Raw genomic sequence first — 24,518 nt, 5'->3', positions numbered from 1 at the left:
GTACCCTTGACCCATGCACACCCGTACCGCTGGCGACTCACTCTTCCCTGCGCTCGAGCCCCTGCTCGAACAGGTGAGCAAGCCGATCCAGTACGTCGGCGGCGAGCTGAACTCCACGGTGAAGGACTGGGACTGCGGCGGAGACGTCACCGTCCGGTGGGCGCTCATGTACCCCGACGCCTACGAGGTCGGTGTCCCCAACCAGGGCTCGATGATCCTCTACGAGGTCCTCAACGAGCGTCCCGACGTCCTCGCCGAGCGGACGTATGCCGTGTGGCCCGACATGGAGGCCCTCATGCGCGCCGACGCGGTGCCGCAGTTCACCGTCGACGCCCACCGCGCGGTCGGGGACTTCGACGTGCTGGGGATCTCCTTCTCGACCGAGCTGGGCTACACCAACCTCCTCACCGCCCTGGACCTCGCCGGCATCCCGCTGCACGCGCGCGACCGCCGCGACGGGGACACCATCGTCATCGCGGGTGGGCACGCCGCCTTCAACCCGGAGACCATCGCCGACTTCGTCGACGCCGCCATCATCGGCGACGGCGAGGAGGCGGTGCTCATGGTCAGTGACCACATCGCCGCGTGGAAGAGCGAGGGTATGCCGGGTGGCCGCCGTGAGCTGCTGCTGCGTCTCGCGCGCACGGGCGGGGTCTACGTGCCCGAGTTCTACGACGTCACCTACCTGCCGGACGGTCGCATCCAGCGCATCGCGCCGACAGAGCACGGGGTGCCGTGGCGGGTCTCCAAGCACACGGTCATGGACCTCGACGCCTGGCCGTACCCGAAGCAGCCGCTGGTGCCGCTGGCCGAGTCGGTGCACGAGCGCATGTCGGTGGAGATCTTCCGCGGCTGCACGCGCGGTTGCCGCTTCTGCCAGGCGGGCATGATCACCCGCCCCGTGCGTGAGCGCTCCATCACCGGGATCGGCGAGATGGTCGAGAAGGGGCTGGCCGCAACGGGTTTCGAGGAGGTGGGGCTGCTCTCGCTCTCGAGCGCGGACCACTCGGAGATCGCCGACCTCACCAAGGGCCTGGCCGACCGCTACGAGGGGACCCAGACGGGGCTGTCGCTGCCCTCGACCCGGGTCGACGCATTCAACATCGACCTGGCCAACGAGCTGACCCGCAACGGGCGCCGCTCAGGGCTCACCTTCGCGCCCGAGGGTGGCAGTGAGCGGATCCGCAAGGTGATCAACAAGATGGTCACCGAGGAGGACCTCATCACGACCGTCTCGGCGGCCTACGGCGCTGGCTGGCGCAACGTCAAGCTCTACTTCATGTGCGGCCTGCCCACCGAGACCGACGAGGACGTCCTCCAGATCGCCGAGCTCGCCAAGCGCGTCATCGAGACCGGACGCGAGGTGAGTGGCCGCAAGGACATCCGCTGCACCGTCTCGATCGGCGGGTTCGTGCCCAAGGCGCACACGCCGTTCCAGTGGGTCGGCCAGCTCTCCGCCGAGGACACCGACGCGCGGCTCGAGAAGCTGCGCAACGCCATCCGCGCCGACCGCCGCTTCGGCTCCTCCATCGGGTTCCGTTACCACGACGGCAAGCCCGGCATCGTCGAGGGACTGCTCTCGCGCGGTGACCGTCGCGTGGGCGCGGTCATCGAGCAGGTGTGGCGCGACGGTGGCCGGTTCGACGGCTGGAGCGAGCACTTCTCCTACGACCTGTGGATGGCCTCGGCCGACACGGTGTTCGGCGCCAGCGAGTGGCCGATCGACGTCGACTGGTACACCACCCGCGACCGTGAGGAGTCCGAGTTCCTGCCCTGGGACGTCATCGACTCCGGCCTCGACAAGGAGTGGCTCTGGCAGGACTGGCTCGACAGCCTCGACGAGACCGAGGTCGACGACTGCCGCTGGACGCCGTGCTTCGACTGCGGCGTGTGTCCCCAGTTCGGCACCGAGATCGAGATCGGACCGACCGGCAAGACGCTGCTGCCGCTCACCGTGCTCGGCGCCGGCAAGGCCGCGATGGCCGAGGCCCACACCCACGCCTGAACTGCGCGTGACGCGGAAATCGTGGATCGTCCCGGTTGCAACCGGGACGATCCACGATTTCCGCGTCGTCACCTCGACACCCGAGCCCTCACCGAGATGAACCCGGCACGTCCCCCGGCTCATCTCCCGGGGCTCGCAGGGTACAAGGGCAGGGTGCAGACCTTCTTCCCGTACGCCGACCCCCGAGCGAGCGCCGCCGTCCTCGACGACCGTCGGCTCGGCAAGCAGCGGGTCGAGACGTTCCAGGTGCTCCGGGCGATCACCTGGCCGACCTACGGCTGGAAGAACCACCCGGCCGTGCGCATGTGGCGCGGGTTCGTCCCCGGTCTGGTCGCCTACGGCCTGGCTTGTGTCGACGAGTGGCGGGCGCGGGGGAGGGCCGACTCCACGAGGGCCTCGCTGCTCGAGTTCACTGGTGGCGTCGAGCCGGACTGGGACACGCTGCACGACGAGGGGCGCCTCCCCCCGTGGGTCGGTGACGAGGCCCTGCACCTCAGCCACCGCTCCGCCCTCGTGCGCAAGGAGCCCGAGCACTACCGACAGCACTTCGGTGACGTCCCCGACGACCTGCCCTACGTGTGGCCCGACCCCACCTTTCCCCGCTGGCCGCTGCAGCGCGGCGAGGGCGAGCCGTTCTCGCTCGCCGAGGCCGCGACGCTCCTCGGGCTCGACGACCTCCCGACCGGGGCCGACGACGTGGTGCGGCGCCTGGGCGGGGGAGAGGACGTCCGTCTCCCGGCTGAGGCGCTGCCCGAGGCGAAGGTCCTCGGGCTGGTCGCGGGGCTGTGCACGCCGGGCACGACCTTGTGGGTGGTCGACCTTCCCCCGCTCGCGCCGTCCGGACCACCTCCCGCACCGCGCGAGACCTCCGGTTCGGTGAGCCCCTCCGCCGCGCGGGAACCGTCGGAGCAGGACCGGCTTGCGATGGCGCAGGAGGCCGAGAGCGTGCCGGAGTTCAGGTTCGTGCGACGCGGGCGTGCCACGAGGGCTCTCGCGGACGCGCTCGCGGCCGGGCTCGTCGTCACACCGGCGTCCGCCGACCCCGGGGCAGCGACGGGTCGCCCGCGCCTCGTCCTTCCGGAGAGCTAACCGCTCCGAGCAAGAGGTGAGCGGACGGCATACACGTCGTCCGGGACGCGCCCGGCCGTGAAATAGGCTGGGCGGACCATGGCACGTCGCACCCCTGAAGGCCCCCCGCCACCGCTGGCGGTCCAGAAGCTCCGCATCCGCTATGCCAAGCGTGGCCGGTTGCGTTTCTCGTCGACGCGTGACTTCGCTCGGGCCCTGGAGCGCGCGCTGCGGCGGGCCGGTGTGCCGATGGCGTTCTCGGCGGGCTTCCACCCCCACCCCAAGATCAGCTACGCCAACGCCGCGCCGACAGGCACCGCCAGCGAAGCGGAGTACTTCGAGATCTCGGTGACCGAGCGTGTCGATCCCGAAGCCGTGCGCGTGGCCCTCGATGAGGCGCTTCCGCCCGACCTCGACGTCCTCGAGGTTGTCCAGGCCGGGCCGGGCAGCCTCGCCGAGCGCCTCGAGGCGAGTGTCTGGCGTCTTGAGATGCGTGGGGTCACCGTCGAGACCCTCGCGTATGCCGTGGAGCGGTTCCTCGAGGTCGAGGTCGCGGAGGTGACCCGCATGTTCAAGACGGGGGCCAAGACGTTCGACGTCCGTTCGGCCGTCGTGTCGATGGTCGCCACCGAGAGCGAGGACGCGTCCTGTGCGATACTGCAGATGGTCGTTCGGCACACCACACCGTCCGTTCGCCCCGATGACATCCTGACCGCACTGCACGCAGTGACCGAGCTCAAGCCTCCTGTGCCACCTCTGGTGACGCGGTTGGCCCAGGGCCCGCTGCTCACGGCAGCTGCTGGGGTGGCTGATCCACTGGCCGCCGACAAGGAGGCCGTCGGTTCCTGAAAGGTTGCCGCAGCGGAGAAACAGGCCGCGCGAAACCCCGAGGGGACAGCACTTGACTTCCGTGACGGGCAACTTCACCCGCCACGATCGCGAATTGAGCCCCACGGGGTCGGCAGGTCCGGGCCACGGCCCAGATGGTGTGGCTGACGGCCACGTGGCGCCGAGAGGGTCACAGCCCATGGCTACCCAGGACGAGCCCACCACCCAGAACGAACAGTCGGTCGACGAGTCCGCCGAGGTGCCTGCGAAGGCACCGCGTCGTCGTCGCGCGACCAAGAAGGCCGCCGCGCCGGCGCCAGCAGAGGTCGCAACCGACAGTGCCGCGGGGGACGCCGTGGCAGACGCTGCCGCCGAGGCCGGCGGGGAGCCGGCCCCGGAAGCCCAAGAGGGCGCCGAGGACGCAGCCCCCAAGAAGAAGGCGGCCAGGAAGACCGCCAAGAAGGCGCCTGCCAAGGCGGCGAAGAAGACGACCCGCGCCAAGAAGACCGCCGAGCCCGAGCCCGAGCCCGAGGCCGAGCCCGAGACCCTGCTTGACCTGACCACTCCTGTCGAGGAGCCGACCGAGGACGAGGCGGAGGAGACCGAGGAAGCCCCCGCGGCACCTGCGGCCCCGTCGTTCGGCCTGATCTTCCAGGCACCCGACGTCAGCAAGGCGCCGCGTCGTCGCCGCGCCACCGCGCCCGCCCAGGCGCCGAGCGAGGGCACGATCGACCGTGCGGCCGACCGCACGCCCGACCAGGACGAGGCAGCCCCCGACGAGGCCGCCGTCTCCGAGGTGCAGTCCACACCGGACAGGCCGACCCGCTCACGTCGCGGTGGCCGGGCCACCCAGAAGGCCGACGTGCTCGACTCGGCCGAGGACGCCCAGCCCCTCGAGGACGAGGACACCGACGAGACCAGCCACGACGACTCGAGCGATGAGCCCTCCGAGGGTGGACGTCGCCGCCGTCGTGGCGGCCGCGGTCGACGGGGTCGAGGTGGCAACGACCGCTCCGACTCCCACGACACCGACGACACCGACGACTCCTCCGGCGACGCCTCCCGCCAGGCGGACTCCTCGGACGCGAACGACGACCAGCACGACGACGCCGACACCAGTGGACGCGCCGACGACAGCGCCGACTCGGACTCCGAGGGCGGCTCGAGTCGTCGTCGCCGTCGCCGTCGCCGCTCCGGCTCCTCCGGTGACAGCGATGACCCGCCCGGCACGGTGACCAGGGTGCGTGAGCCCCGCAAGGAGCGCGAGCGCAGCGACGAGCCGACCGCGGTCAAGGGCTCGACCCGCCTCGAGGCCAAGAAGCAGCGCCGGCGCGAGGGCCGTGAGGCCGGTCGTCGCCGCACGATCATCACCGAGGCCGAGTTCCTCGCCCGCCGTGAGTCCGTCGAGCGAGTCATGGCGGTGCGCGGCAAGGGTGACAAGACCCAGATCGGGGTCCTCGAGGACGGCGTCCTCGTCGAGCACTACGTCTCGCGCGAGACCAACGCCTCGATGGCGGGCAACGTCTACCTCGGCCGGGTGCAGAACGTCCTGCCCTCGATGGAGGCCGCCTTCGTCGACATCGGCAAGGGCCGCAATGCGGTCCTCTACGCCGGTGAGGTCAACTGGGACGCTGCCGGCCTGGAGCAGAACAAGGCCAAGCGGATCGAGAACGCCCTCGGATCCGGTGACACGGTCCTCGTCCAGGTCACCAAGGACCCGATCGGCCACAAGGGCGCGCGCCTCACCAGCCAGATCTCCCTTCCGGGCCGCTACCTCGTCTATGTCCCCGAGGGGTCGATGACGGGCATCTCCCGCAAGCTCCCCGACACCGAGCGCGCCCGCCTCAAGGCCATCCTCAAGGAGGTCGTGCCCGACCACGCCGGTGTCATCGTGCGCACTGCTGCCGAGGGCGCCTCCGAGGAGGAGCTGCGCGCGGACGTCGAGCGACTCACCAAGGCCTGGGACACCATCCAGCAGAAGGTGAAGACGGCCGGCTCCAAGAAGGGCGGCGCCCCGGTGCTGCTCCACGGCGAGGCAGACCTCACCGTGCGCGTCATCCGCGACGTCTTCACCGAGGACTTCAGCGAGCTCATCGTGTCCGGCGACCAGGCCTGGTCCGAGGTGAGCGGCTACGTCGAGGACGTGGCCCCCGACCTCGCCAAGCGCCTCACCCACTGGACCTCCGAAGAGGACCTGTTCACGCACCACCGCGTCGACGAGCAGATCGCCAAGGCCATGGACCGCAAGGTCTGGCTGCCCTCGGGTGGCTCCCTCGTCATCGACCGCACCGAGGCCATGACCGTGGTCGACGTCAACACCGGCAAGTTCGTCGGCTCCGGCGGCAACCTGGAGGAGACGGTCACCAAGAACAACATCGAGGCGGCCGAGGAGATCGTGCGGCAGCTGCGCCTGCGCGACATCGGCGGCATCATCGTCATCGACTTCATCGACATGGTCCTGGAGTCCAACCGCGACCTCGTCGTCCGGCGGCTCCTCGAGTGCCTCGGGCGCGACCGCACCAAGCACCAGGTCGCCGAGGTGACCTCGCTCGGACTCGTCCAGATGACCCGCAAGCGCGTGGGCTCGGGCCTCATCGAGGTGTTCTCCGAGCAGTGCGAGCACTGCGACGGCCGCGGCATCATCGTGCAGAGCGATCCCATTGACCGCTCCGGCAGCAACAACGAGCACGGCCACGGCAGCAACGACAAGGGCAACGCCTCGGGGCGGAGCCGGAGCCGTCGCGGCAAGGTCGTCGAGTCCGGCCAGGTGCAACCTTTCACGGAGGCACCCTCGACCGGGTCCCCGGCCGTGCCAAACGGACCCACTGCGGCCCAGATCGCAGCAGCGGCCCACGCCGCTGCCATCAAGTCGATGTCCGGGGAGCCCACCGACGACGACGTCGCCGAGCTGACCGGTCCGCCGGCGGACGCCGCGACGCAGCCAGGCCAGGGTTTCGCCGCGGATGCCGAGCAGGGTCGGGCGGCAGACGCCACCTCCGAGCCGGACGCCGCCTCAGAGCCCGAGACGGCCCCTGAGCCGGACACGGCCCCTGGGCCCGACACCGCTGCTGAGTCGACCACCGTGCCGACCGCGACCGTCATCGCCGAGGTGGGTCAGCCGGACTCGCAGGACGTCGAGCCGATGCCCCAGCTGGTGAGAACGCCCGCACCGATCGACGAGCCGGTCGTGCGGCCACGCCGCAAGCGCGGCCGGGTGGTCGCGCCCGCCGGTCCTCCGAAGTCCGTGGATTTGGAGCAGGGCGACACCGACCGCTAATCTTGTCCGTCGGTGCGCCCACCGAGCTGATGTCCTGTTTCTGACGTGTTCTTGCGAGCACGGAAGCCGCGGGGTAGCTATTGGCCGGTCATCCAGAGCGAGTGCATCCTGATTCGAAAGTGAGCTCCACTGTGTACGCGATTGTTCGCGCAGGTGGTCGGCAGGAAAAGGTCTCCGTCGGAGACGTCCTGCTGATCGACAAGGTCGGCCGCGCCGGCGACAGCATCGACCTGACCCCGCTTCTCGTCGTGGACGGCTCGACCGTCACCTCCGATGCCTCGAAGCTGGCCAAGGTCTCGGTCAAGGCCGAGGTCGTCAAGGCCGCCAAGGGCCCCAAGATCGTGATCATGAAGTACAAGAACAAGACCGGCTACCGCAAGCGTCAGGGTCACCGTCAGCACTTGACCCAGATCAAGATCACCTCGATCGACGCCTGAGCGTCCACAGACTTCCGAAAGTAGGACTGACATGGCACACAAGAAGGGTGCAGCCTCGACCCGTAACGGTCGCGACTCCAACTCCCAGCGACTCGGCGTCAAGCGCTTCGGCGGCCAGCTCGTCAACGCGGGCGAGATCATCGTCCGGCAGCGTGGCACGCACTTCCACCCCGGTGACGGCGTCGGCCGTGGCGGCGATGACACCCTGTTCGCGCTCGTCGCGGGCAACGTCGAGTTCGGCACCAAGCGTCGCCGCAAGGTCATCAACATCGTTCCCCTGGAGACCGCAGCAGCGGAGTGACTCCACCGGTGTGAGCGCGTATGCCGTGAGCTCGCTCCGGCACACCACCTCACCACCGCGAAGGCGGGCTGGATCTGACATCCGGCCCGCCTTCGCCGTCCCCCGCCGCTCCGCAGACGCAAGGGGCACACCCAGCCGCCCGTAGACTGGGCCCTCGGACCAGCACCACCAGATCACGCAGCTCGCCCCACCCGGAAGCAGGAATCATTCATGGCCGTCAACTTCGTGGACCGCGTCGTCCTGAACGTCGCGGCCGGTGACGGCGGGCACGGCGTGGCCTCGGTCAAGCGCGAGAAGTTCAAGCCGCTCGGCGGACCGGACGGTGGCAACGGCGGGCGCGGCGGTTCGGTCGTCCTCGCGGTCGACCCGCAGTCCACCACGCTCCTGGACTACCACCACACCCCGCACCGTCGCGCAGCCAACGGCAAGCCCGGAGCCGGCGATGAGCGCAACGGTGGCGACGGCGCCGACCTCGTGCTGCCCGTCCCCGAGGGCACGGTCGTCAAGAACGCCGCCGGCGACATCCTGGCCGACCTCGTCGGCCATGACGCGACCTTCGTCGTCGCCCAGGGCGGCCGCGGCGGACTGGGCAACAAGTCGCTCGCTTCCGCCCGCCGAGTGGCCCCCGGCTTCGCCCTCCTCGGCGAGCCCGGTGACGCCCTCGAGATCGTGCTCGAGCTCAAGTCCCTGGCCGACGTCGCCCTCATCGGCTTCCCGAGCGCGGGCAAGTCCTCGCTCGTCTCGGTGGTGAGCGCGGCCAAGCCCAAGATCGCCGACTACCCCTTCACCACCCTCATCCCCAACCTCGGTGTCGTCACGGCCGGCTCGGTCCGCTACACCATCGCCGACGTGCCCGGTCTCATCCCCGGTGCGAGCGAGGGCAAGGGTCTCGGCCTGGAGTTCCTCCGCCACGTCGAGCGCTGCTCGGTGCTCGTGCACGTCGTCGACTGCGCGACGCTGGAATCCAACCGCGACCCGATGAGCGACCTCGACGTCATCGAGGCCGAGCTCGCCGCCTACGTCCCCGATGACAGCCTCGGCGGTCGTCCGCTGTCCGAGCGCACCCGCATCGTCGTCCTCAACAAGGCCGACGTCCCCGACGCCCGCGACCTCGCCGAGATGGTCAAGCCCGACCTCGAGGCGCGCGGGCTCGAGGTGCACATCGTCAGCGCCGTGGCCCACACCGGGCTCAAGGAGCTCACCTTCTCGCTGGCCAAGCACGTCGCGCAGGCTCGCGCCGAGATGGAGGCCCTCATCGTCGAGCGTCCCCGGGCCATCGTGCGACCCAAGGCCGTCGATGACACCGGCTTCACCGTGCGCAAGGAGAACACCCCCGACGGAGAGGTCTTCCGCGTCCTCGGCGACCGGCCCACCCGCTGGATCCACCAGACGGACTTCTCCAACGACGAGGCCGTCGGCTACCTCGCCGACCGCCTCAGTCGCCTCGGTGTCGAGGAGCAGCTCTTCAAGGCTGGCGCGGTCTCCGGATCGACCGTCGTCATCGGCCCCGAGGACAACTCGGTCGTCTTCGACTGGGAACCCACGATGGCCGCCGGCGCCGAGTTGCTCACCGGTCCGCGCGGCACCGACCTGCGCCTCGAGGACTCCGGCCGCAAGAGCCGCGGCGAGAAGCGCGAGGAGTTCCACGGCCGCAAGGACGCCCAGACCGCGGCCCGCGAGACGCTCGCGGCCGAGCGCAAGGCCGGGCACTGGGCCACCGCCCACAACGACGACGACGAGTGAGCGCGGCTCGTGGGTACTGAGGCGGTCCTGCGCGCCGCCATCGGCTCGGCGCACCGCGTGGTCGTCAAGGTGGGCTCGTCCTCGCTGACCGGTCCCGGCGGCGGCACCATCGACGACGCCCGGCTGACCGCCTTGGTCGGGCACCTCGCCGCCGTGCGGGCACGCGGGGGAGAGGTCGTCCTCGTCTCCTCCGGTGCCATCGCGGCCGGCCTCGGCCCGCTCGCCCTCACCGCACGCCCCCGTGACCTCGCGACCCAGCAGGCAGCGGCCTCCGTCGGGCAGGGAGCACTGGTGGCGGCCTACGCCCGCGCCTTCGCCCACCATCACTTCACCGTCGGGCAGGTGCTGCTCACCGCCGACGACGTCACCCGTCGCACGCACTACACCAACGCCCGGCGCACCCTGACCAGGCTGCTCGACCTGGGGATCGTGCCGATCGTCAACGAGAACGACACGGTGGCCACGCACGAGATCCGCTTCGGTGACAACGACCGGCTCGCGGCCCTGGTCTCGCACCTCGTGGGCGCCGACGCCCTCGTTCTGCTCACCGACGTCGACGCGCTCTACGACGGGCCGCCCTCGCGCCCCGGTTCCCAGCGCATCTCGGCAGTGCTGTCCGGGGCGGACCTCGTCGGCATCGAGATCGGCGGCACGGGCAGCTCGGTCGGCAGCGGTGGCATGGCCACCAAGGTGGAGTCGGCCGGGATCGCCGGTGCGGCCGGCATACCCACCGTCCTGTCGCGACTGGCAGATGCCGGGCACGCGCTGGCAGGTGACGACGTCGGCACCGTCTTTGCGCCGCAGGCGCGCTCGAAGGCGTCACGCCAGCTCTGGATCGCCCACGCCACGACCGCGCGCGGGCGTCTCCTCGTCGACGAGGGCGCCGTCACGGCACTGACGACGCGGCGCACGTCGCTGCTGCCGGCGGGGATCGTCGAGGTGCACGGCACCTTCAGCGGAGGCGACCCGGTCGACGTCTGCGGCCCCGACGGCGTGGCCATCGCCCGTGGGCTCGTCAACTACTCGTCGGGTGAGCTGCCGCCGATGCTCGGGCGCAGCACGCACGACCTGGCGCGTGAGCTCGGCGCCGCCTACGAGCGCGAGGTCATCCATCGTGACGACCTCGTCATGCTCTGAGCCTGACCGCCTGACCGCCTGACCGCCCGGGCGCAGCCCTCAGCGCAGCCGCTCGAGGAGGGCCATCGCGTCGTGCGGTGCATAGCCCTTGATGTCGTTGTCGAAGTAGACGAAGACGTCCTGCCCCGCCTGAGCCCATCCGGACACCCTCTCGGCCCACGCGTCGAGCGCGCGGCCCGTGTAGCCGCTGGCATACAGCTCGTGCTCGCCGTGGAGGCGCACGTAGCGCAGGTCGGCCGTGTCCTCCTCGACCTTGGGCCAGCGCCCCGCCGTGTCGGCCAGCACGCAGGCGACCCGGTGCCGCCGCAGGATGTCCGTGGCCTCGGGCACGAGGAACGTCGGGCTGCGGAACTCCAGGGCGTGGCGCAGGGGCCGGTCGTCCTCGGCGGTCGTGAGCACCCGGTCACCGCTGAGCTTCTCGTCGTGACCGGCGGCCAGCTGCGCGAGCTGCCCGGTCGAGGTCGGCAGGCGCGCCAGGAAGTCGTCGAGGCGGGTGGCGTCGAAGGTGAGCCTCTCGGGCAGCTGCCACAGGATGGGCCCGAGCTTCGGGCCGAGGGCCAGCAGTCCGGAGGCGAAGAAGTTGGCCAGCGCGGTGTCGACGTCGACGAGCTTCTTGAGATGGGTGATGTAGCGCCCGCCCTTGACCGCGAAGACGAAGTCGTCCGGCGTCTCGGCGCGCCACCGGGCGTAGGAGCTCGGTCGCTGCAGCGAGTAGAACGAGCCGTTGATCTCGACCGAGGTGAGGTGCGTGGCGGCGTACTCGAGCTCGCGCCGCTGGGCCAGGCCCTTGGGATAGAAGTCGCCGCGCCAGGAGGCATAGCGCCAACCGGAGATGCCGATCCGCACCGTGCCCATCACTGGAGCTGCTGGACCTCGAACTGCATCCTCGGCTGCGCGATCGCGTCCTGCGCCTGGACCAGCTGGAGCTCGCGCTGGCCCGAGTCCAACGTCAGCTGGAGCAGGTCGAAGACGCTCGACACGGTCCGGCCCAGCGCCACCCCCGCGTCGCCGCTCTCGAGCAGGTGCGCGGTGAACAGGGCCGCGGTGACGTCACCGGACCCGTTGGCCTTCATCGGCAGCTGCGGGGTCTGGACGATCCAGGCCCCGTCGCCGTGCACGGCCAGCATCTCGATGGTGCCCTCAGGGCGGTCGGGCCGCAGGACCGAGGTGACGAGGACCGTCGACGGGCCCATCGCACGAGCCTTGGCCACCGACTCGAGCGTGTCCTCGAGCGACTCCGGCTCGGTCTCTGTGAGGTAGCCGAGCTCGAACTGGTTGGGCGTGATGAGGTCGGCCTGCGGGACGACGCGCTCGCGCAGCAGCACGGGGATGGCCGGGTGCACGAAGCAGCCGGACCTGGCGTTGCCCATGACGGGGTCGCACGCATAGATCGCCTTGGGGTTCGCCGCCTTGACCCGGGCGACGGCGTCGAGGATGACGTCCCCGATCTCCTCGCCGCCCTGGTAGCCCGACAGCACCGCGTCGACCGCCGGCAGGGCGTCGCGCTCCTCGATGCCGGTGATGACCTCGCGCACGTCGTCGGCGGGCAGCAGCGGACCGCGCCACGCGCCGTAGCCGGTGTGGTTGCTGAAGTGGACCGTGTTGACCGGCCACACCTCGACGCCGAGCCGCTGCAGGGGGAAGACGGCGGCGCTGTTGCCGACGTGGCCGTAGGCGACCGAGGACTGGATGGAGAGGATCGTCGTCACCCGCCCATCCTTCCACCTCACGACTGCTTCCCTGAGATGCCTGTATGCCGTCCGCTGCCGCGACCTACGCTGGAGCCATGCCTGCCCCCACCGTCGCCGAGCTCGCCGCGAGGGCGCGCATCGCCTCCCGCACGCTCGCCCTGCTCAGCCGGGCGGACAAGGACGCGGCGCTGCGAGCGCTGGCCGACGCCCTCGACGCTGCGAGCGAGCGCATCGTCGCGGCCAACGCCGAGGACATCGAGCGCGGACGCGAGGGCGGCATGGCCGACGGGCTCGTCGACCGCCTGACCCTGACCCCCGAGCGGGTCGGCGCCGTGGCCGCGGCCCTGCGCGACATCGCCGCCCTGCCCGACCCGGTGGGTGAGGTCGTGCGCGGCTCCACCCTCGCCAACGGCCTGCAGATCCGCCAGGTCCGGGTGCCCATGGGTGTGATCGGCATGATCTACGAGGCGCGCCCCAACGTCACCGTCGACGCCGCTGGCCTGGGACTCAAGTCGGGCAACGCCGTCATCCTGCGCGGTGGTTCCGCTGCCGAGTGCACCAACTCCGCGCTGGTCGACGTGATGCGCGCAGCCCTCGACGCGCAGGGCCTGCCCGCCGACGCCATCGCCCTGCTCGAGGGCGGTCGTGAGGTCGTGCGCGAGCTCCTCACCGCCCGCGGCCAGGTCGACCTCATCATCCCGCGTGGGGGAGCAGGCCTCATCCAGACCGTCGTCACCGAGTCCACGGTGCCCGTGATCGAGACCGGCGTCGGCAACTGCCACGTCTACGTCGACGCGGCTGCCGACCTCGACAAGGCGCTCGCCATCGCGGTCAACGCCAAGACCCACCGGCCGAGCGTGTGCAACGCCGCCGAGTCACTGCTCGTCCACGAGGCGCTGCGCGAGGAGTTCCTCCCCAAGGTCCTCGCCGAGCTCAGCGGTGCGGGAGTCGTGCTGCACACGGATCCGGCGGCCGGCAGCGCGGCGGAGGCTGCCGGCATACCCCACGTCCCGGCGACCGACGAGGACTGGGACACCGAGTACCTCGCCCTCGAGATGGCGGTCGCCGTCGTCCCCGACCTCGACGCCGCCCTCGCCCACATCCAGCGGCACACGAGTGGGCACACCGAGGCGATCGTCACCGAGGACCGCGCGGCCGCTCGGCGCTTCACGACCGAGATCGACGCGGCCGCGGTCATGGTCAACGCCTCCACGCGTTTCACCGACGGGGGCGAGTTCGGCTTCGGCGCCGAGATCGGCATCTCCACCCAGAAGCTGCACGCCCGGGGCCCGATGGCGCTGCCCGAGCTCACGACCACGAAATGGATCGTCGAGGGCGACGGGCAGATCCGCTAGTCCCGGGCAGCGGAGCCGCCCGAGCTCGGCTCCAGCGAGTCGTGGGCGATGAAGTAGCTCGGACGCGCCTGCAGGGCGGCATACATGCGCCCGACGTACTCACCCAGGATCCCCAGGGCGAGCAGCTGCACGGCGCCCACGCCGGCGACGATGACCACGGTGGAGGTCCAGCCGGGGAGGGCGTGGTCGAGCAGGCGGGCGACCAGCGCATAGAAGAGGACGCCGAAGGCCGCGAGACCGCCGAGCAGGCCCAGCCACGTCGCGAAGCGCAGGGGAGCCAGCGAGAAGCCGGTCACCGAGTCCACGGCGAGGCGCACCATCTTCGACAGGGGGTACTTCGTCTGCCCCGCTGCCCGCAGCTCCCGGGTGTAGCCGACAGCCGCCGAGGGGAAGCCGAGCGCGGGGACGACGAGCCGGAGCACGCGGTTGGTCTCGGGCAGCGAGTTCACGGCGTCGACCGTCGCACGCGACATGAGCCGGTAGTCACCGGCGTCCTGCGGCGCGTCCAGCGCCCCGAGCCGACGGATGCCCCAGTAGAACAACCGGGCGGTGCCGCGCTTGAACGCGGTGTCGGTCGAGCGGTCGTTGCGCACCCCGTAGACCACGTCCACCCCGTCCTCCCGTGCGATCTGCAGCATCTCGGGGATGACCTCCGGCGGGTCCTGCAGGTCGGCGTCGAGGGTGACGACGAAGCTGCCGCGCGCCCGGGCCAGCCCCGCGGAGATGGCCGCCTGGTGGCCGGCGTTGGCGCGCAGCCGCACGATGCGCAGCTGTGGCCACTCGCGACGCAGGCGTTCGAGGATGACGGGGGTCGTGTCGCAGCTCCCGTCGTCGATCGCGACGACCTCGTATGCCGTGCCGAGGCCGTCCACGATCGGGCGCAGCCTGGCGACGAGCAGCGGAAGGACGGCCTCCTCGTTGAACATCGGGATGACGACGCTCAGGGTGGGGCCGGAGGCGGGTGCAGGCATGGGCATCAGCGTAGGCGGCGAGCACACCCACCCGCGTGCCGACTGCACCAACCGCCGGGGACCGCTCCGACGACCGTCCCGACCCGCGTCGGCACGGCGCCGGAGTCACCAAAGGCCCCCGATGTATGAGATCGGGGGCCTTCGGCGCCAGGGCTAGCCCTCACTTCGGTGAGCCGGTCGTTCTCGACGGGCGCGCCCGCCGAGGGGGCCACGCGACAGTGGCGTCGTCCCGGCTGGACCGGGGCGAACTTCGACTCTGGCCGTCGGCCGCGGTGTGCCCCGCGATGTCGCTCGCGGTGTGGGTGACCCCCCACCCGTCCCGTGTGACGGGGGCGGTGGCACAGCCGTTCTCCTTCGACCCGACTTCCGCCCGTGCCCGAGGGCCAGGACGGTTGTTCGTGGGGTCCTGTTTAGCGGTCGGAGCCCTGGTGGCGCAAGGCGACCGACAAGTTTGTCGGCGAGTGGTTGCGCCCGCGCGTGTCGTCCACAGGCGGGGTCCAGTTCCCACGTGGCCATGCACAGGCCTGTGGACGACGCCGGTGGACAACGGTGGCGGTAGGCTGCTGGTCATGACCTCGCACGCCGTCCGCGTCCTTGCCGAAGAAGCCGCCTCGCACAACCTTCCCGCTCCCGCGTGGGCCTTCGCGGTCTCCGCTCTGGCGATCTTCGCCCTGCTGCTCGCCTTCACGTGGGCCTTCCGCGGCAACGCGCAGAAGCACACGCTCGACAGCCAGCGCAACGACCACCACTCGACCGAGCTGGCGCACGCCCACGGCGGCACGATGCACGATCAGAGCGAGCACTGAGCGCACCCCGACGCCGCCGCCTGGGCGTGATGGGCGGGACCTTCGATCCCATCCACCACGGCCACCTCGTGGCTGCCTCAGAGGTCCAGTCGCACTTCGGGCTCGACGAGGTCATCTTCGTCCCCACCGGCCGGCCGTGGCAGAAGGCCGAGCGCGACGTCAGCGAGGCCGAGCACCGCTACCTCATGACGGTCGTCGCGACCGCCTCCAACCCGCGCTTCCAGGTGAGCCGGGTCGACGTGGACCGCGAGGGTCCGACCTACACCATCGACACCCTGCGCGACCTGCACGCGCTGCACCCCGATGACGAGCTCTTCTTCATCACCGGCGCCGACGCCCTCGCCCAGATCCTGTCGTGGAAGGACATCGACGAGCTCTGGGAGCTGGCGCACTTCATCGGGGTCACCCGTCCCGGTTACGAGCTGTCCGAGTCCGGGCTGCCGCAGGACCGGGTCACCCTCCAGGAGGTGCCGGCCATGGCCATCAGCTCCACCGACTGCCGTGACCGCGTCGCCGACGGGGAGCCGGTCTGGTACCTCGTGCCCGACGGCGTCGTCCAGTACATCAACAAACATCGTCTGTATGCCGCGGAGACCAGTGCGTCGTCCGACGCACCCACCGCAGCACCCAAGGAGTCCTGTGCCAGCCACTGACCGTTCCCTCGAGCTCGCTCGCGCCGCCGCCCATGCGGCAGCCGACAAGCTCGCCACCACGATCGTCGGCATCGACGTGAGCGAGCAGCTCGCGATCACCGACATCTTCGTCATCGTCTCCGCCGAGTCCGAACGCCAGGTCGGCGCCGTCGTCGACGAGATCGAGGACAACCTGCGCGCGATGGGCTCCAAGCCCGTGCGGCGCGAGGGCCAGCGCGACGGCCGGTGGGTGCTCATCGACTTCGGAGACATCGTCGTCCATGTCCAGCACGACGACGAGCGCGAGTTCTACGAGCTCGAGAGGCTCTGGAAGGACTGCCCCGAGGTCGACCTCGGGGCCGTGGGCACCGAGCAGCGGGCCTGAGGGCCGCCGGGTGGCGCTGGGCCCCAATGCCCGCGTGATGGCCGTCGACGCGCCTCGCCGCCTCATCGTGCTCCGGCACGGCGAGACCAGCCACAACGCCGCGGGTGTCTGGCAGGGCCAGCTCGACTCGCCGTTGTCCGAGCGCGGCCTGACGCAGGCGGCTGCCGCGGCTCAGGCCCTCGCCCAGTTCGCACCGGTGCGCGTCGTCGCCTCCGACCTCTCCCGAGCGGCGGTGACGGGTCAGACGGTGGCCCGGGTGGACGGCATACCGTTCTCCGCCGACGAACGCTTCCGTGAGATCCACGCCGGAGCCTGGCAGGGGCTCACCGGCGAGGAGGTGCGGGCCGGCTACCCGGAGGACATGGACCGGCTCCTGAGGGGCGAGGACTTCAAGCGCGGTGGGCACGGTGAGTCGGTCGCCGATGTCGCGGCCCGCTGTCGCGCCGGCGTCGACGCCCTGCTCGAGGAGCTCGCCCCGGGCGAGTGCGCCGTCATCGCCACGCATGGTGTGGCCGGTCGAGCGCTCGCGGCCGACCTCGTCGGCATCGACCAGCGCACCTCGTGGATCGCTCTCGGGGGCCTGGGCAACTGCCACTGGGCGGAGCTCGTCGAAGGCCGCGCCGGGTGGCGGATCCAGGCGTGGAACCAGGCGGCGGTCGCGGGTAGAGCCCATGGCGACGGGCCTGCGTGACCCCGATTTGGTTGCGGAGCAGGGCCCGTCGTAAACTTCCGCAGTCGCCTTCGGGGGACGTCCCACCGGGGCAACTCGGGGCATTGGCGCAGTTGGTAGCGCGCTTCCATGGCATGGAAGAGGTCAGGAGTTCGAATCTCCTATGCTCCACCGCACGACGAGGGCCGGACACGACATCGTGTCCGGCCCTCGTCGCGTATGCCCGAGATGACCGCTCCCTCGCGAGACGACCACGTGGAGGTGCTCGTCTCGTCAGCAACTGGTCAGGTGGCGAGCCCTGACGCCTGCACGTCCCGTCCGCCGACTGAGTGCGAGCTCAGGCGGGCCAGACGCCGGAGGACCCCCGACGGTGCGAGTCGACCACGTGCGTGTCGACGATGCCGATGGCCTCCATGAGGGCAAACATCGTCGTCGGCCCGACGAAGGCGAATCCCTTGCGCTTCAGCCCCTTGGACAGCGCCAGCGACTCGTCCGACGTCGTCGGCACGTCGGAGAGCGTCCTCGGCTGCGGCGTCCGGGCCGGTTGGAACGACCAGACGTATGCCGCGAGGTCACCCTCGGGGTCCTCGCGCAGTGCCAGCGTGGCCCGGGCGTTCTGGATCGTCGCGAGGACCTTGGCCCGGTTGCGCACGATGCCCGCGTCGGAGAGGAGGCGCTCGACGTCGGCGTCGCCGAACGTCGCCACGGCGTCGGGCGAGAAGTCCGCGAAGGCCGCGCGGAACGCCGGTCGCTTGCGCAGGATCGTCGCCCACGACAGGCCCGACTGGAAGGCCTCGAGCGTGAGGCGCTCGAAGACGCCACGCTCGTCGCGCACCGGCATGCCCCACTCGGTGTCGTAGTAGTCACGCAGCATCGGGTCGACCGACGCCCACACCGGACGCGAGAGACCGTCGTCCCCGACCACGACCTCGCTCACGCAATGCCCTGGCGTGCCGCGACGACGGCCTCGACGAAGTCGTGGGGGTCCTCGACGGAGACCCCCAGGCGACCGCCGCGGTGCACGACCGTGGCCATCGGCCCGCCCACGCGGTAGGCCCACTTGCCCTTGCCCTCCCACCGCACGCCCCAGCCGTAGCCGAAGCCGTTGACGTGGTCGCCGGCGCCCACATCGGTGACGTCCGCCATGTCGACCCGGCGCGACGCCAGCGGATAGCTGACGTCGATGGCCCGGTCGGTCACGGTGACGGTGACCGGTCCTCGCGCAACGATCCACCCCAGACCTCCGATCACGAGGAGGCAGGCGAGCCCGACAGCAACCGACCACCCGCCCAGGCTGGCGATGGACAGTCCACAGATGACCCCGACCGCAGCGACGCTCGCTCCCACGACCACCAGGGGGGTGCTCGGGGAGGTGACGGAGCGGTAGCGCGGTGCTCCGGGCGCGGTCGGGTCGGGCATGTCAGGCCTTCCTCAGGGTGATGAGCGGGATCTCAGGAGCGGCGGCGACCCGCACCGGCGGACCCCACGTGCCGGCACCGCGGCTGGTGATCACAGGTACACCGTCGACCACGGCGTACCCCTCCACCATGGGCTGCTGGAGCGGCACGAGCAACTCGCCCGGCCAGACCTGTCCACCGTGGGTGTGCCCCGACAGCTGCAGGTCCACCCCGCGACCGCTCGACTCCGTGGCCATGAGCGGTTGGTGCGCGACATAGAGCGTGAACGTGTCGGTGGTGCCCGCGAGTGCCCGGGCGGGGTCCGGGGCGAACTCGCCGGTGCCCTCGTGGTCGTGGACGCCGGCCACCGAGATGGCGGCTCCGCCGCGGCTGACCACCTCGGACGCGTTGGCGAGCACCGTGATGCCCAGGCGCGTCCACTCGGCGACCCACGCAGCGGTGGACCCGGTGTAGATCTCGTGGTTGCCGGTCACGGCAAAGACCCCGAGTGGGGCCTCGAGACCAGCCAGTGGCGCGATCTCGGCTCGGTGCCTCTCGAAGGGGGCGTCGACGACGTCACCCGAGAGCACGACGATGTCGGGCTTGGCGGCGTTGACCCGGTCGACGACCTTCTGGGCGAAGCCGGAGCCGTGCACGATGCCGGCGTGCAGGTCGGTGACGAGGGCGACGGTCGTGCCGTCGAACGCCTCCGGCAGGGCGGCGGACGTGTGGGTCGTACGGGTGATCGTGGGGTCGTTGGCCGCCACGGTGCCGTATGCCGTCGTGCCGAGTGCCACCGCGAGCGCCACCACGGCTGTGGCGCGGTTGTACCGCCGCAGCACGGGGCGCCGCCGCTCGCGGGCGGTGACGAGCCAGACGACGACGGCCAGCAGCTGGGCGGCGGCCAGCACCAGGACGAGGTAGAGCGCCACGACGAGCCAGGTGAGCGCCACCCAGGCGACAGGGCGGGTGTCGTCGGCGGTGCCCCAACGCAGCCCGCCTGCGGCGGCGACCACGGACGAAGCGGTCAGCACCACGAGAGCTGCGCTGCCGGCATACCTCCATCGCGTCGCCCAGCGGGGCGCAGCCACGAGGCGACGGTGCAACCAGAAGGTGAGCAGGGCCACGAGTGCCAGGGCGATAACGGCGAAGAGGAGCACGCGCAGGTCCTGGGGGTTGTGGTCGTGGCGGAAGGCTCATGGTGCCACGGTGCGGCGACACGGCTTTCCGTGGTCTCATGAGGAACCACCCCCGTCATCTCCCCGGGAGCAGCCTCGATGAAGAGCCTCCATGTCGACGTCCTCGTCGTCGGCGCCGGCCTCTCCGGTGTGGGTGCGGCCTGCCGCCTGGCCCAGCTCAGCCCCGACCGCTCATTCGCGGTCCTCGAGTCCCGTGGGGCGAGCGGCGGCACCTGGGACCTCTTCCGCTACCCGGGGATCCGGTCCGACTCCGACGTCTTCACGTTCAGCTACCCGTTCCGGCCGTGGACGGGGTCGGACGTCCTCGCGTCGGGGGAGTCGATCCGCAGCTACATCCGCGACACCGCCCGGGAGTTCGGGGTGGAGGACCGCATCCACTACGACCAGCGGGTGATCTCGGCGGGGTTCTCGACGGGCACCGGACGCTGGACGGTGAAGTCGGAGACGGTGGAGGGGCTCGTCGAGCACACGGCGTCGTTCCTCTACATCTGCACCGGGTACTTCTCCTACGACACGGGGCACGTGGTCGACTTCCCGGGGCGGGCGGCCTATGACGGGCCGCTCATCCACCCGCAGTTCTGGCCCGAGGCGTTCGAGGCCCGGGGCAAGCGCATCGTCGTCATCGGCTCCGGTGCGACGGCGGTGACGCTCGTGCCCGCACTCGTCGCCGAGGGGGCCGAGCACGTGACGATGCTCCAGCGCAGCCCCACCTACATCCTGCCGCTACCGGGCAGGGACAGCGTCGGCGACGGGTTGCGCAAGGTCCTGCCCGCCCGCGTCGCGCACCGGGTGGTGCGCGCCAAGAACGTCGTCCAGAACGTCGGGCTCTACGAGGCCAGCCGGCACTTCCCGCGCGTGGTCCGTCGCGGGATCGCCGCGCTCAACCGGCGCGTCGTCGGACCCGAGGCCGTGCTCGAGCACTTCACGCCGACCTACGACCCATGGGACCAGCGGCTCTGCGTCGTCCCCGATGGCGACCTCCTGGCGGTGGTCGCCGACGGCTCGGCCTCGGTCGTGACCGACACCGTGGAGGAGTTCACCCGCACCGGCATCCGGCTCACGAGCGGGACCGAGCTCGAGGCCGACGCGGTCGTCACGGCCACTGGCCTGCGGATCGAGGTCGCCGGGGGCATCACCTTCACCGTCGACGGTACGACCTTCGCGCCCCACGAGCGCTTCTTCTACAAGGGCGCGATGTTCGGGGGAGTGCCCAACCTCGCGGTGTGCCTGGGCTACACCAACAACTCGTGGACCCTGCGGGCCGACTTGACCTCACGCTTCGTCTGCGCGGTCCTGGCTCGGATGGCGGCGACCGGTGCGGCCACCGCGACGCCGCGGCTCGACGCCGACATCGAGGAGGGCACGCCGCCCTTCGAGCTCGCCTCGGGCTACGTCGAGCGCTCGCGCCACCTGCTGCCCAAGCAGGGCACGACGAAGCCGTGGACCGTGCGCCAGAACTACTTCCACGACCTGCGGCTCATGTCGCCGCGCAAGGTCGACGACGGCACGCTCGAGTTCGAGCCGCTGAAGGTCCGGCCCTCGGTGCTCGTGGGGGTCGACACCGTCCCTTCCTAGACTGGTGGGCATGAGCCTGACCATCGGAGCCCACGTCGACCAGACCGACCCGCTCGCCGAGGCCGCAGCCCGGGGCACGACGCTGGTCCAGTTCTTCCTCGGTGATCCCCAGGGATACAAGGGACCCGAGATCCGGTATGCCGGTGGGGCGGCAGGCCTGCGCGCGGACGCCGAGGCCGCTGGCATCTCGCTCTACGTCCACGCGCCCTACGTCATCAACGTGGCCACGACCAACAACCGCATTCGCATTCCCTCGCGCAAGCTGCTCCAGCAGCACCTCGACGCTGCTGCCGAGATCGGCGCCAAGGGCCTCATCGTCCACGGCGGACACGTCGGCAAGGGAGACGATCCGGAGGTGGGCTTCGACAACTGGCGCAAGGCGATCGAGGCCACCGACCTCAAGCTGCCACTGCTGCTCGAGAACACCGCTGGCGGTGACAACGCGATGGCGCGCTACCTCGAGCGCATCGCCAAGGTGTGGGACGCGATCGGGTCAGCGTCGCAGGCCGACCAGGTTGGCTTCTGCCTCGACACCTGCCACGCGCACGCAGGCGGCAACCCGCTCGACACGGTGGTCGACGACGTCCTCGCGATCACCGGACGCATCGACCTCGTGCACTGCAACGACAGCCGCGACGCGTTCGACTCGGGCGCCGACCGGCACGCCAACTTCGGCGCCGGCCAGATCGACGCCGACCTGCTCGCGGGGGTCGTGCGCTCGGCCGGGGCGCCGGTCGTCTGCGAGACGCCGGGCGGCGCTGACGGGCACAGGGCCGACTTCGCCTGGCTGCGCGAGCGGCTCTGACTCTCTCGAACGGACCGGTGCGGAATATACCCCCAGGGGGTACGGTTGACCACACCATGAGCGACTCCACGATGCACCACCACACCGGCCACGAACCCGCCAAGGGCGCATGGTCCCAGGCGGCCAGTGCGACCCTGCACTGCCTCACCGGCTGCGCCATCGGCGAGATCCTCGGGCTCGTCATCGGCACTGCACTCGGACTCTCGAACGGGGCGACCATCGTGCTCGCCGTCGTCCTGGCGTTCCTGTTCGGCTACAGCCTGACCATCACCCCCGTGCTGCGAGCCGGGATCCCCCTGGGGGCAGCGCTGGGCGTGGCCTTTGCTGCCGACACCGTCTCGATCACGGTCATGGAGATCATCGACAACGGCTTCATGCTCGCCGTGCCCGGAGCGATGGCGGCGGGACTGGGCGACGGGCTCTTCTGGGTGTCGCTCGCGGTCGCCCTCGCCCTGGCCTTCATCGTCACCGTCCCGGTCAACCGCTGGCTCATCGCACGCGGCAAGGGCCACGCCGTCGTGCACCAGTACCACCACTGACCGCCCCTCGCTGGGAGGATGTCGCGGTGGACCGAGCACACGACGTCGTCGTCATCGGGGCGGGCCAGGCCGGCCTGTCCGCTGCCTTTCACCTGCGACGCCTCGGCAGCGACTTCGTCGTGCTCGACCACGACCTGGGGCCGGGCGGCGCCTGGCAGCACCGCTGGCCCTCTCTCACCCTGAGCACCGTGAACGGGCTGCACGACCTGCCGGGGCTGCCCTTCGCCGACGTCATCGAAGCCAGCGATGACCAGGTGCTCGCCTCTGACGCCGTGCCGCGTTACTACGCCGAGTACGAGAAGCGATTCGAGCTCCCCGTCGAGCGCCCGGTCGACGTGCGCTGCGTCTGCGAGCGGGACGGGAGCCTCGCGATCGAGACGGACCACGGAACCTTCACGGCTCGTGGGCTGGTCAACGCCACGGGGACGTGGGAGCGGCCCTTCGTCCCCCACGTGCGCGGAGCCGAGCTGTTCGCAGGGCGTCAGCTGCACACCCGTGACTACCGGACCGCCGACGAGTTCGCCGGGCAGCACGTCGTTGTCGTGGGCGGGGGCATCTCGGCGGTGCAGCTCCTCGACGAGATCTCACGGGTGACCTCGACGACCTGGGTGACGCGACGCGAGCCGGTCTGGCGCGAGGAGACCTTCACTCCCGAGCTGGGACGGCGCGCCGTGGCGATCGTCGAGGACCGGGTGCGCCGCGGACTTCCACCCGGCTCCGTGGTCTCGGTCACCGGGCTGCCCGTGACGCCCGCCCTGCGCGCCGCCCGGGAGCGGGGCGTCATGGAGCGCCACCCGATGTTCTCCGAGATCACCGCCGAGGGCATCCGGTGGCCAGACGGTTCGGTGCGGCACGCGGACGTCATCCTCTGGTGCACCGGCTTCCGCAGCGCGCTCGACCACCTCGCCCCGCTGAGGCTCCGTGGGCCCGGCGGCGGCATCACGATGGACGCCCGACTGGCCACCCGAGTCGCCTCGGATCCCCGCATCCACCTGCTCGGCTACGGGCCGTCGGCCAGCACCGTCGGCGCAAACCGTGCCGGTCGCGCGGCCGCACAGGAGCTCGTCAGGCTCCTGGAGCAGGCGTCACCACCACCCAAGCGGTGACGCTCGCGTCCTCCCGTGAGCGGTGCCGCCCCTGGGGCCTGATACCCCGAAGGACGAGAGTCGTTGCGGCACAGCGGGATTCGGTATGCCGCCCGCTCTCGTCCCCCATGCGCCCCGCTGGATTTGGCGTTGGGGGAGTACGTCCTCTACTGTTCTCGATGTCAGCCCGACAGGGAGGAACGGACACCACCGCGTGAGGCCTCGAGCCGCACACGAAGGAGGCCGGTCCCGGGGCAGACCCCAACCGCTCGACACGACGGAGACGTCGTCAGGAGCGTGGCCCTCTCGTAGGGCCGGGTTGGGCAGTGTTCCCCAGCCAGCTCGCCGGAAACAGCGGGTTTGGGAAGCGGCCGAGAGGCTGCTAGGGTGGACACCCCACGAAGATCCAAGCGCGATCAGCTCCGGGCCGCTTCACAACGGCCGGCGGATTTGACGCCCAAGTGTGGCCGTGGGTAGTTTTGGAGAGTTGCCCTGGTGTCTGGCTCCTGCGTGGGGTTGGGTGTTGGTGTGCGTGTGAACCTTGAGAACTCAACAGCGTGTCAAAAATCGATGCCAAGTTTTACCTCGTCGTGGGGTGGCTGGTGAGTGTCC

Annotated in this window: 23 protein-coding genes and 1 tRNA gene; 18 read left to right on the top strand and 6 right to left on the bottom strand. The window is 70.7% G+C overall.

What is annotated here, in order from left to right; translation table 11 throughout:
- Positions 1–13: 13 nt before the first annotated feature.
- The 8 genes from ASG74_RS05010 (at position 14) to proB (ending at position 10,796) form a co-directional block, all read left to right on the top strand.
- Positions 14–2,005, top strand: coding sequence for a TIGR03960 family B12-binding radical SAM protein (locus ASG74_RS05010; protein WP_056139681.1), 1,992 nt, complete (start codon positions 14–16; stop codon positions 2,003–2,005).
- Positions 2,006–2,158: 153 nt separating this feature from the next.
- Positions 2,159–3,094, top strand: coding sequence for an MSMEG_6728 family protein (locus ASG74_RS17400; RefSeq protein ID WP_200942532.1), 936 nt, complete (start codon positions 2,159–2,161; stop codon positions 3,092–3,094).
- Positions 3,095–3,172: 78 nt separating this feature from the next.
- Positions 3,173–3,922, top strand: coding sequence for a TIGR03936 family radical SAM-associated protein (locus ASG74_RS04995; protein ID WP_056139676.1), 750 nt, complete (start codon positions 3,173–3,175; stop codon positions 3,920–3,922).
- 178 nt (positions 3,923–4,100) lie between these two features.
- A complete protein-coding gene (locus tag ASG74_RS04990) occupies positions 4,101–7,178 on the top strand; it encodes an Rne/Rng family ribonuclease (RefSeq protein ID WP_056139674.1) in 3,078 nt (1,025 codons plus the stop codon).
- Positions 7,179–7,309: 131 nt separating this feature from the next.
- Positions 7,310–7,615, top strand: a complete 306-nt coding sequence (rplU, locus tag ASG74_RS04985) for a 50S ribosomal protein L21 (RefSeq protein WP_009778363.1) — start codon at positions 7,310–7,312, stop codon at positions 7,613–7,615.
- A gap of 31 nt (positions 7,616–7,646) precedes the next feature.
- Positions 7,647–7,916, top strand: coding sequence for a 50S ribosomal protein L27 (rpmA, locus tag ASG74_RS04980; RefSeq protein WP_056139672.1), 270 nt, complete (start codon positions 7,647–7,649; stop codon positions 7,914–7,916).
- Positions 7,917–8,126: 210 nt separating this feature from the next.
- A complete protein-coding gene (obgE, locus tag ASG74_RS04975) occupies positions 8,127–9,659 on the top strand; it encodes a GTPase ObgE (RefSeq protein WP_056139670.1) in 1,533 nt (510 codons plus the stop codon).
- A 9-nt stretch (positions 9,660–9,668) separates the two neighbouring features.
- Positions 9,669–10,796: a glutamate 5-kinase gene (proB, locus tag ASG74_RS04970; protein ID WP_056139668.1), complete on the top strand. Its 1,128-nt coding sequence runs from the start codon at positions 9,669–9,671 to the stop codon at positions 10,794–10,796.
- Between the two features lie 39 nt (positions 10,797–10,835).
- On the opposite strand, the gene ASG74_RS04965 is transcribed toward proB, so the two are convergent.
- The gene (locus ASG74_RS04965; protein ID WP_056139666.1) at positions 10,836–11,651 is read right to left on the bottom strand and encodes a DUF72 domain-containing protein; all 816 of its coding nucleotides are present in this window, start codon (positions 11,649–11,651) and stop codon (positions 10,836–10,838) included.
- Positions 11,651–12,505 (bottom strand): pyridoxal kinase PdxY, encoded by an 855-nt coding sequence (pdxY, locus tag ASG74_RS04960; protein WP_056139663.1) that lies wholly within the window; start codon positions 12,503–12,505, stop codon positions 11,651–11,653. The genes ASG74_RS04965 and pdxY overlap by 1 nt, the downstream gene beginning before the upstream one ends.
- A gap of 77 nt (positions 12,506–12,582) precedes the next feature.
- Between pdxY and ASG74_RS04955 the strand changes: the two genes are divergently transcribed.
- The gene (locus ASG74_RS04955) at positions 12,583–13,842 is read left to right on the top strand and encodes a glutamate-5-semialdehyde dehydrogenase (RefSeq protein WP_056143157.1); all 1,260 of its coding nucleotides are present in this window, start codon (positions 12,583–12,585) and stop codon (positions 13,840–13,842) included.
- On the opposite strand, the gene ASG74_RS04950 is transcribed toward ASG74_RS04955, so the two are convergent.
- The gene (locus ASG74_RS04950; protein WP_056143155.1) at positions 13,839–14,813 is read right to left on the bottom strand and encodes a glycosyltransferase family 2 protein; all 975 of its coding nucleotides are present in this window, start codon (positions 14,811–14,813) and stop codon (positions 13,839–13,841) included. The genes ASG74_RS04955 and ASG74_RS04950 overlap by 4 nt on opposite strands.
- Before the next feature lie 569 nt (positions 14,814–15,382).
- On the opposite strand from ASG74_RS04950, the gene ASG74_RS17315 reads away from it, so the two are divergent.
- The 5 genes from ASG74_RS17315 (at position 15,383) to ASG74_RS04925 (ending at position 17,477) form a co-directional block, all read left to right on the top strand.
- A complete protein-coding gene (locus ASG74_RS17315; protein WP_162252783.1) occupies positions 15,383–15,619 on the top strand; it encodes a hypothetical protein in 237 nt (78 codons plus the stop codon).
- A gap of 29 nt (positions 15,620–15,648) precedes the next feature.
- Positions 15,649–16,272, top strand: a complete 624-nt coding sequence (gene nadD, locus ASG74_RS04940) for a nicotinate-nucleotide adenylyltransferase (protein WP_056139659.1) — start codon at positions 15,649–15,651, stop codon at positions 16,270–16,272.
- On the top strand, positions 16,259–16,636 hold the full coding sequence (gene rsfS / locus ASG74_RS04935) for a ribosome silencing factor (protein ID WP_056139658.1): 378 nt from the start codon (positions 16,259–16,261) through the stop codon (positions 16,634–16,636). Before nadD ends, rsfS begins: the two co-directional genes overlap by 14 nt.
- Before the next feature lie 37 nt (positions 16,637–16,673).
- Positions 16,674–17,327 (top strand): histidine phosphatase family protein, encoded by a 654-nt coding sequence (locus tag ASG74_RS04930; RefSeq protein WP_056139656.1) that lies wholly within the window; start codon positions 16,674–16,676, stop codon positions 17,325–17,327.
- Between the two features lie 77 nt (positions 17,328–17,404).
- Positions 17,405–17,477, top strand: a tRNA-Ala gene (locus ASG74_RS04925).
- Positions 17,478–17,643: 166 nt separating this feature from the next.
- Here the strand turns inward: ASG74_RS04925 and ASG74_RS04920 are convergent.
- Genes ASG74_RS04920 through ASG74_RS04910 form a run of 3 tightly spaced genes read right to left on the bottom strand, consistent with a single transcriptional unit; the run spans position 17,644 to position 19,863 of the window.
- On the bottom strand, positions 17,644–18,243 hold the full coding sequence (locus tag ASG74_RS04920; RefSeq protein ID WP_056139653.1) for a DNA-3-methyladenine glycosylase I: 600 nt from the start codon (positions 18,241–18,243) through the stop codon (positions 17,644–17,646).
- Complete coding sequence (locus ASG74_RS04915) at positions 18,240–18,725, bottom strand: hypothetical protein (RefSeq protein WP_056139651.1); 486 nt, start codon at positions 18,723–18,725, stop codon at positions 18,240–18,242. Before ASG74_RS04915 ends, ASG74_RS04920 begins: the two co-directional genes overlap by 4 nt.
- Position 18,726: 1 nt before the next feature.
- A complete protein-coding gene (locus ASG74_RS04910) occupies positions 18,727–19,863 on the bottom strand; it encodes a metallophosphoesterase (protein WP_056139649.1) in 1,137 nt (378 codons plus the stop codon).
- 117 nt (positions 19,864–19,980) lie between these two features.
- On the opposite strand from ASG74_RS04910, the gene ASG74_RS04905 reads away from it, so the two are divergent.
- From ASG74_RS04905 to ASG74_RS04890, 4 genes are read left to right on the top strand one after another with little or no spacing between them, the layout of a single operon-like run.
- The gene (locus ASG74_RS04905) at positions 19,981–21,477 is read left to right on the top strand and encodes a flavin-containing monooxygenase (RefSeq protein ID WP_056139647.1); all 1,497 of its coding nucleotides are present in this window, start codon (positions 19,981–19,983) and stop codon (positions 21,475–21,477) included.
- 10 nt (positions 21,478–21,487) lie between these two features.
- Positions 21,488–22,282, top strand: coding sequence for a deoxyribonuclease IV (locus ASG74_RS04900; protein ID WP_056139645.1), 795 nt, complete (start codon positions 21,488–21,490; stop codon positions 22,280–22,282).
- A gap of 56 nt (positions 22,283–22,338) precedes the next feature.
- Positions 22,339–22,821 carry a DUF4396 domain-containing protein gene (locus ASG74_RS04895; protein ID WP_056139643.1) on the top strand — a complete coding sequence of 161 codons (483 nt, stop codon included), beginning with the start codon at positions 22,339–22,341 and terminating at the stop codon, positions 22,819–22,821.
- 26 nt (positions 22,822–22,847) lie between these two features.
- Positions 22,848–23,927 carry an NAD(P)-binding domain-containing protein gene (locus ASG74_RS04890; RefSeq protein ID WP_056139641.1) on the top strand — a complete coding sequence of 360 codons (1,080 nt, stop codon included), beginning with the start codon at positions 22,848–22,850 and terminating at the stop codon, positions 23,925–23,927.
- The last annotated feature ends 591 nt before the right edge of the window (positions 23,928–24,518 follow it).

The organism is Knoellia sp. Soil729 (assembly GCF_001427985.1).
Taxonomy (GTDB): Bacteria; Actinomycetota; Actinomycetes; order Actinomycetales; family Dermatophilaceae; genus Knoellia.
Note: the sequence above shows the minus strand (reverse complement) of the source record. Positions and strands in the feature narration are given on the sequence as shown.

What these genes read in the sequence shown, in the direction of transcription:
- ASG74_RS05010 (WP_056139681.1), top strand. Translation starts at nt 14, where the DNA reads ATGCACACCCGTACCGCTGGCGACTCACTCTTCCCTGCGCTCGAGCCC.
- ASG74_RS04995 (WP_056139676.1), top strand. Translation starts at nt 3,173, where the DNA reads ATGGCACGTCGCACCCCTGAAGGCCCCCCGCCACCGCTGGCGGTCCAG.
- ASG74_RS04990 (WP_056139674.1), top strand. Translation starts at nt 4,101, where the DNA reads ATGGCTACCCAGGACGAGCCCACCACCCAGAACGAACAGTCGGTCGAC.
- rpmA (WP_056139672.1), top strand. Translation starts at nt 7,647, where the DNA reads ATGGCACACAAGAAGGGTGCAGCCTCGACCCGTAACGGTCGCGACTCC.
- obgE (WP_056139670.1), top strand. Translation starts at nt 8,127, where the DNA reads ATGGCCGTCAACTTCGTGGACCGCGTCGTCCTGAACGTCGCGGCCGGT.
- ASG74_RS04965 (WP_056139666.1), bottom strand. Translation starts at nt 11,651, where the DNA reads ATGGGCACGGTGCGGATCGGCATCTCCGGTTGGCGCTATGCCTCCTGG.
- ASG74_RS04955 (WP_056143157.1), top strand. Translation starts at nt 12,583, where the DNA reads ATGCCTGCCCCCACCGTCGCCGAGCTCGCCGCGAGGGCGCGCATCGCC.
- ASG74_RS04950 (WP_056143155.1), bottom strand. Translation starts at nt 14,813, where the DNA reads ATGCCTGCACCCGCCTCCGGCCCCACCCTGAGCGTCGTCATCCCGATG.
- ASG74_RS17315 (WP_162252783.1), top strand. Translation starts at nt 15,383, where the DNA reads ATGACCTCGCACGCCGTCCGCGTCCTTGCCGAAGAAGCCGCCTCGCAC.
- nadD (WP_056139659.1), top strand. Translation starts at nt 15,649, where the DNA reads ATGGGCGGGACCTTCGATCCCATCCACCACGGCCACCTCGTGGCTGCC.
- ASG74_RS04930 (WP_056139656.1), top strand. Translation starts at nt 16,674, where the DNA reads ATGGCCGTCGACGCGCCTCGCCGCCTCATCGTGCTCCGGCACGGCGAG.
- ASG74_RS04915 (WP_056139651.1), bottom strand. Translation starts at nt 18,725, where the DNA reads ATGCCCGACCCGACCGCGCCCGGAGCACCGCGCTACCGCTCCGTCACC.
- ASG74_RS04905 (WP_056139647.1), top strand. Translation starts at nt 19,981, where the DNA reads ATGAAGAGCCTCCATGTCGACGTCCTCGTCGTCGGCGCCGGCCTCTCC.
- ASG74_RS04900 (WP_056139645.1), top strand. Translation starts at nt 21,488, where the DNA reads ATGAGCCTGACCATCGGAGCCCACGTCGACCAGACCGACCCGCTCGCC.
- ASG74_RS04895 (WP_056139643.1), top strand. Translation starts at nt 22,339, where the DNA reads ATGAGCGACTCCACGATGCACCACCACACCGGCCACGAACCCGCCAAG.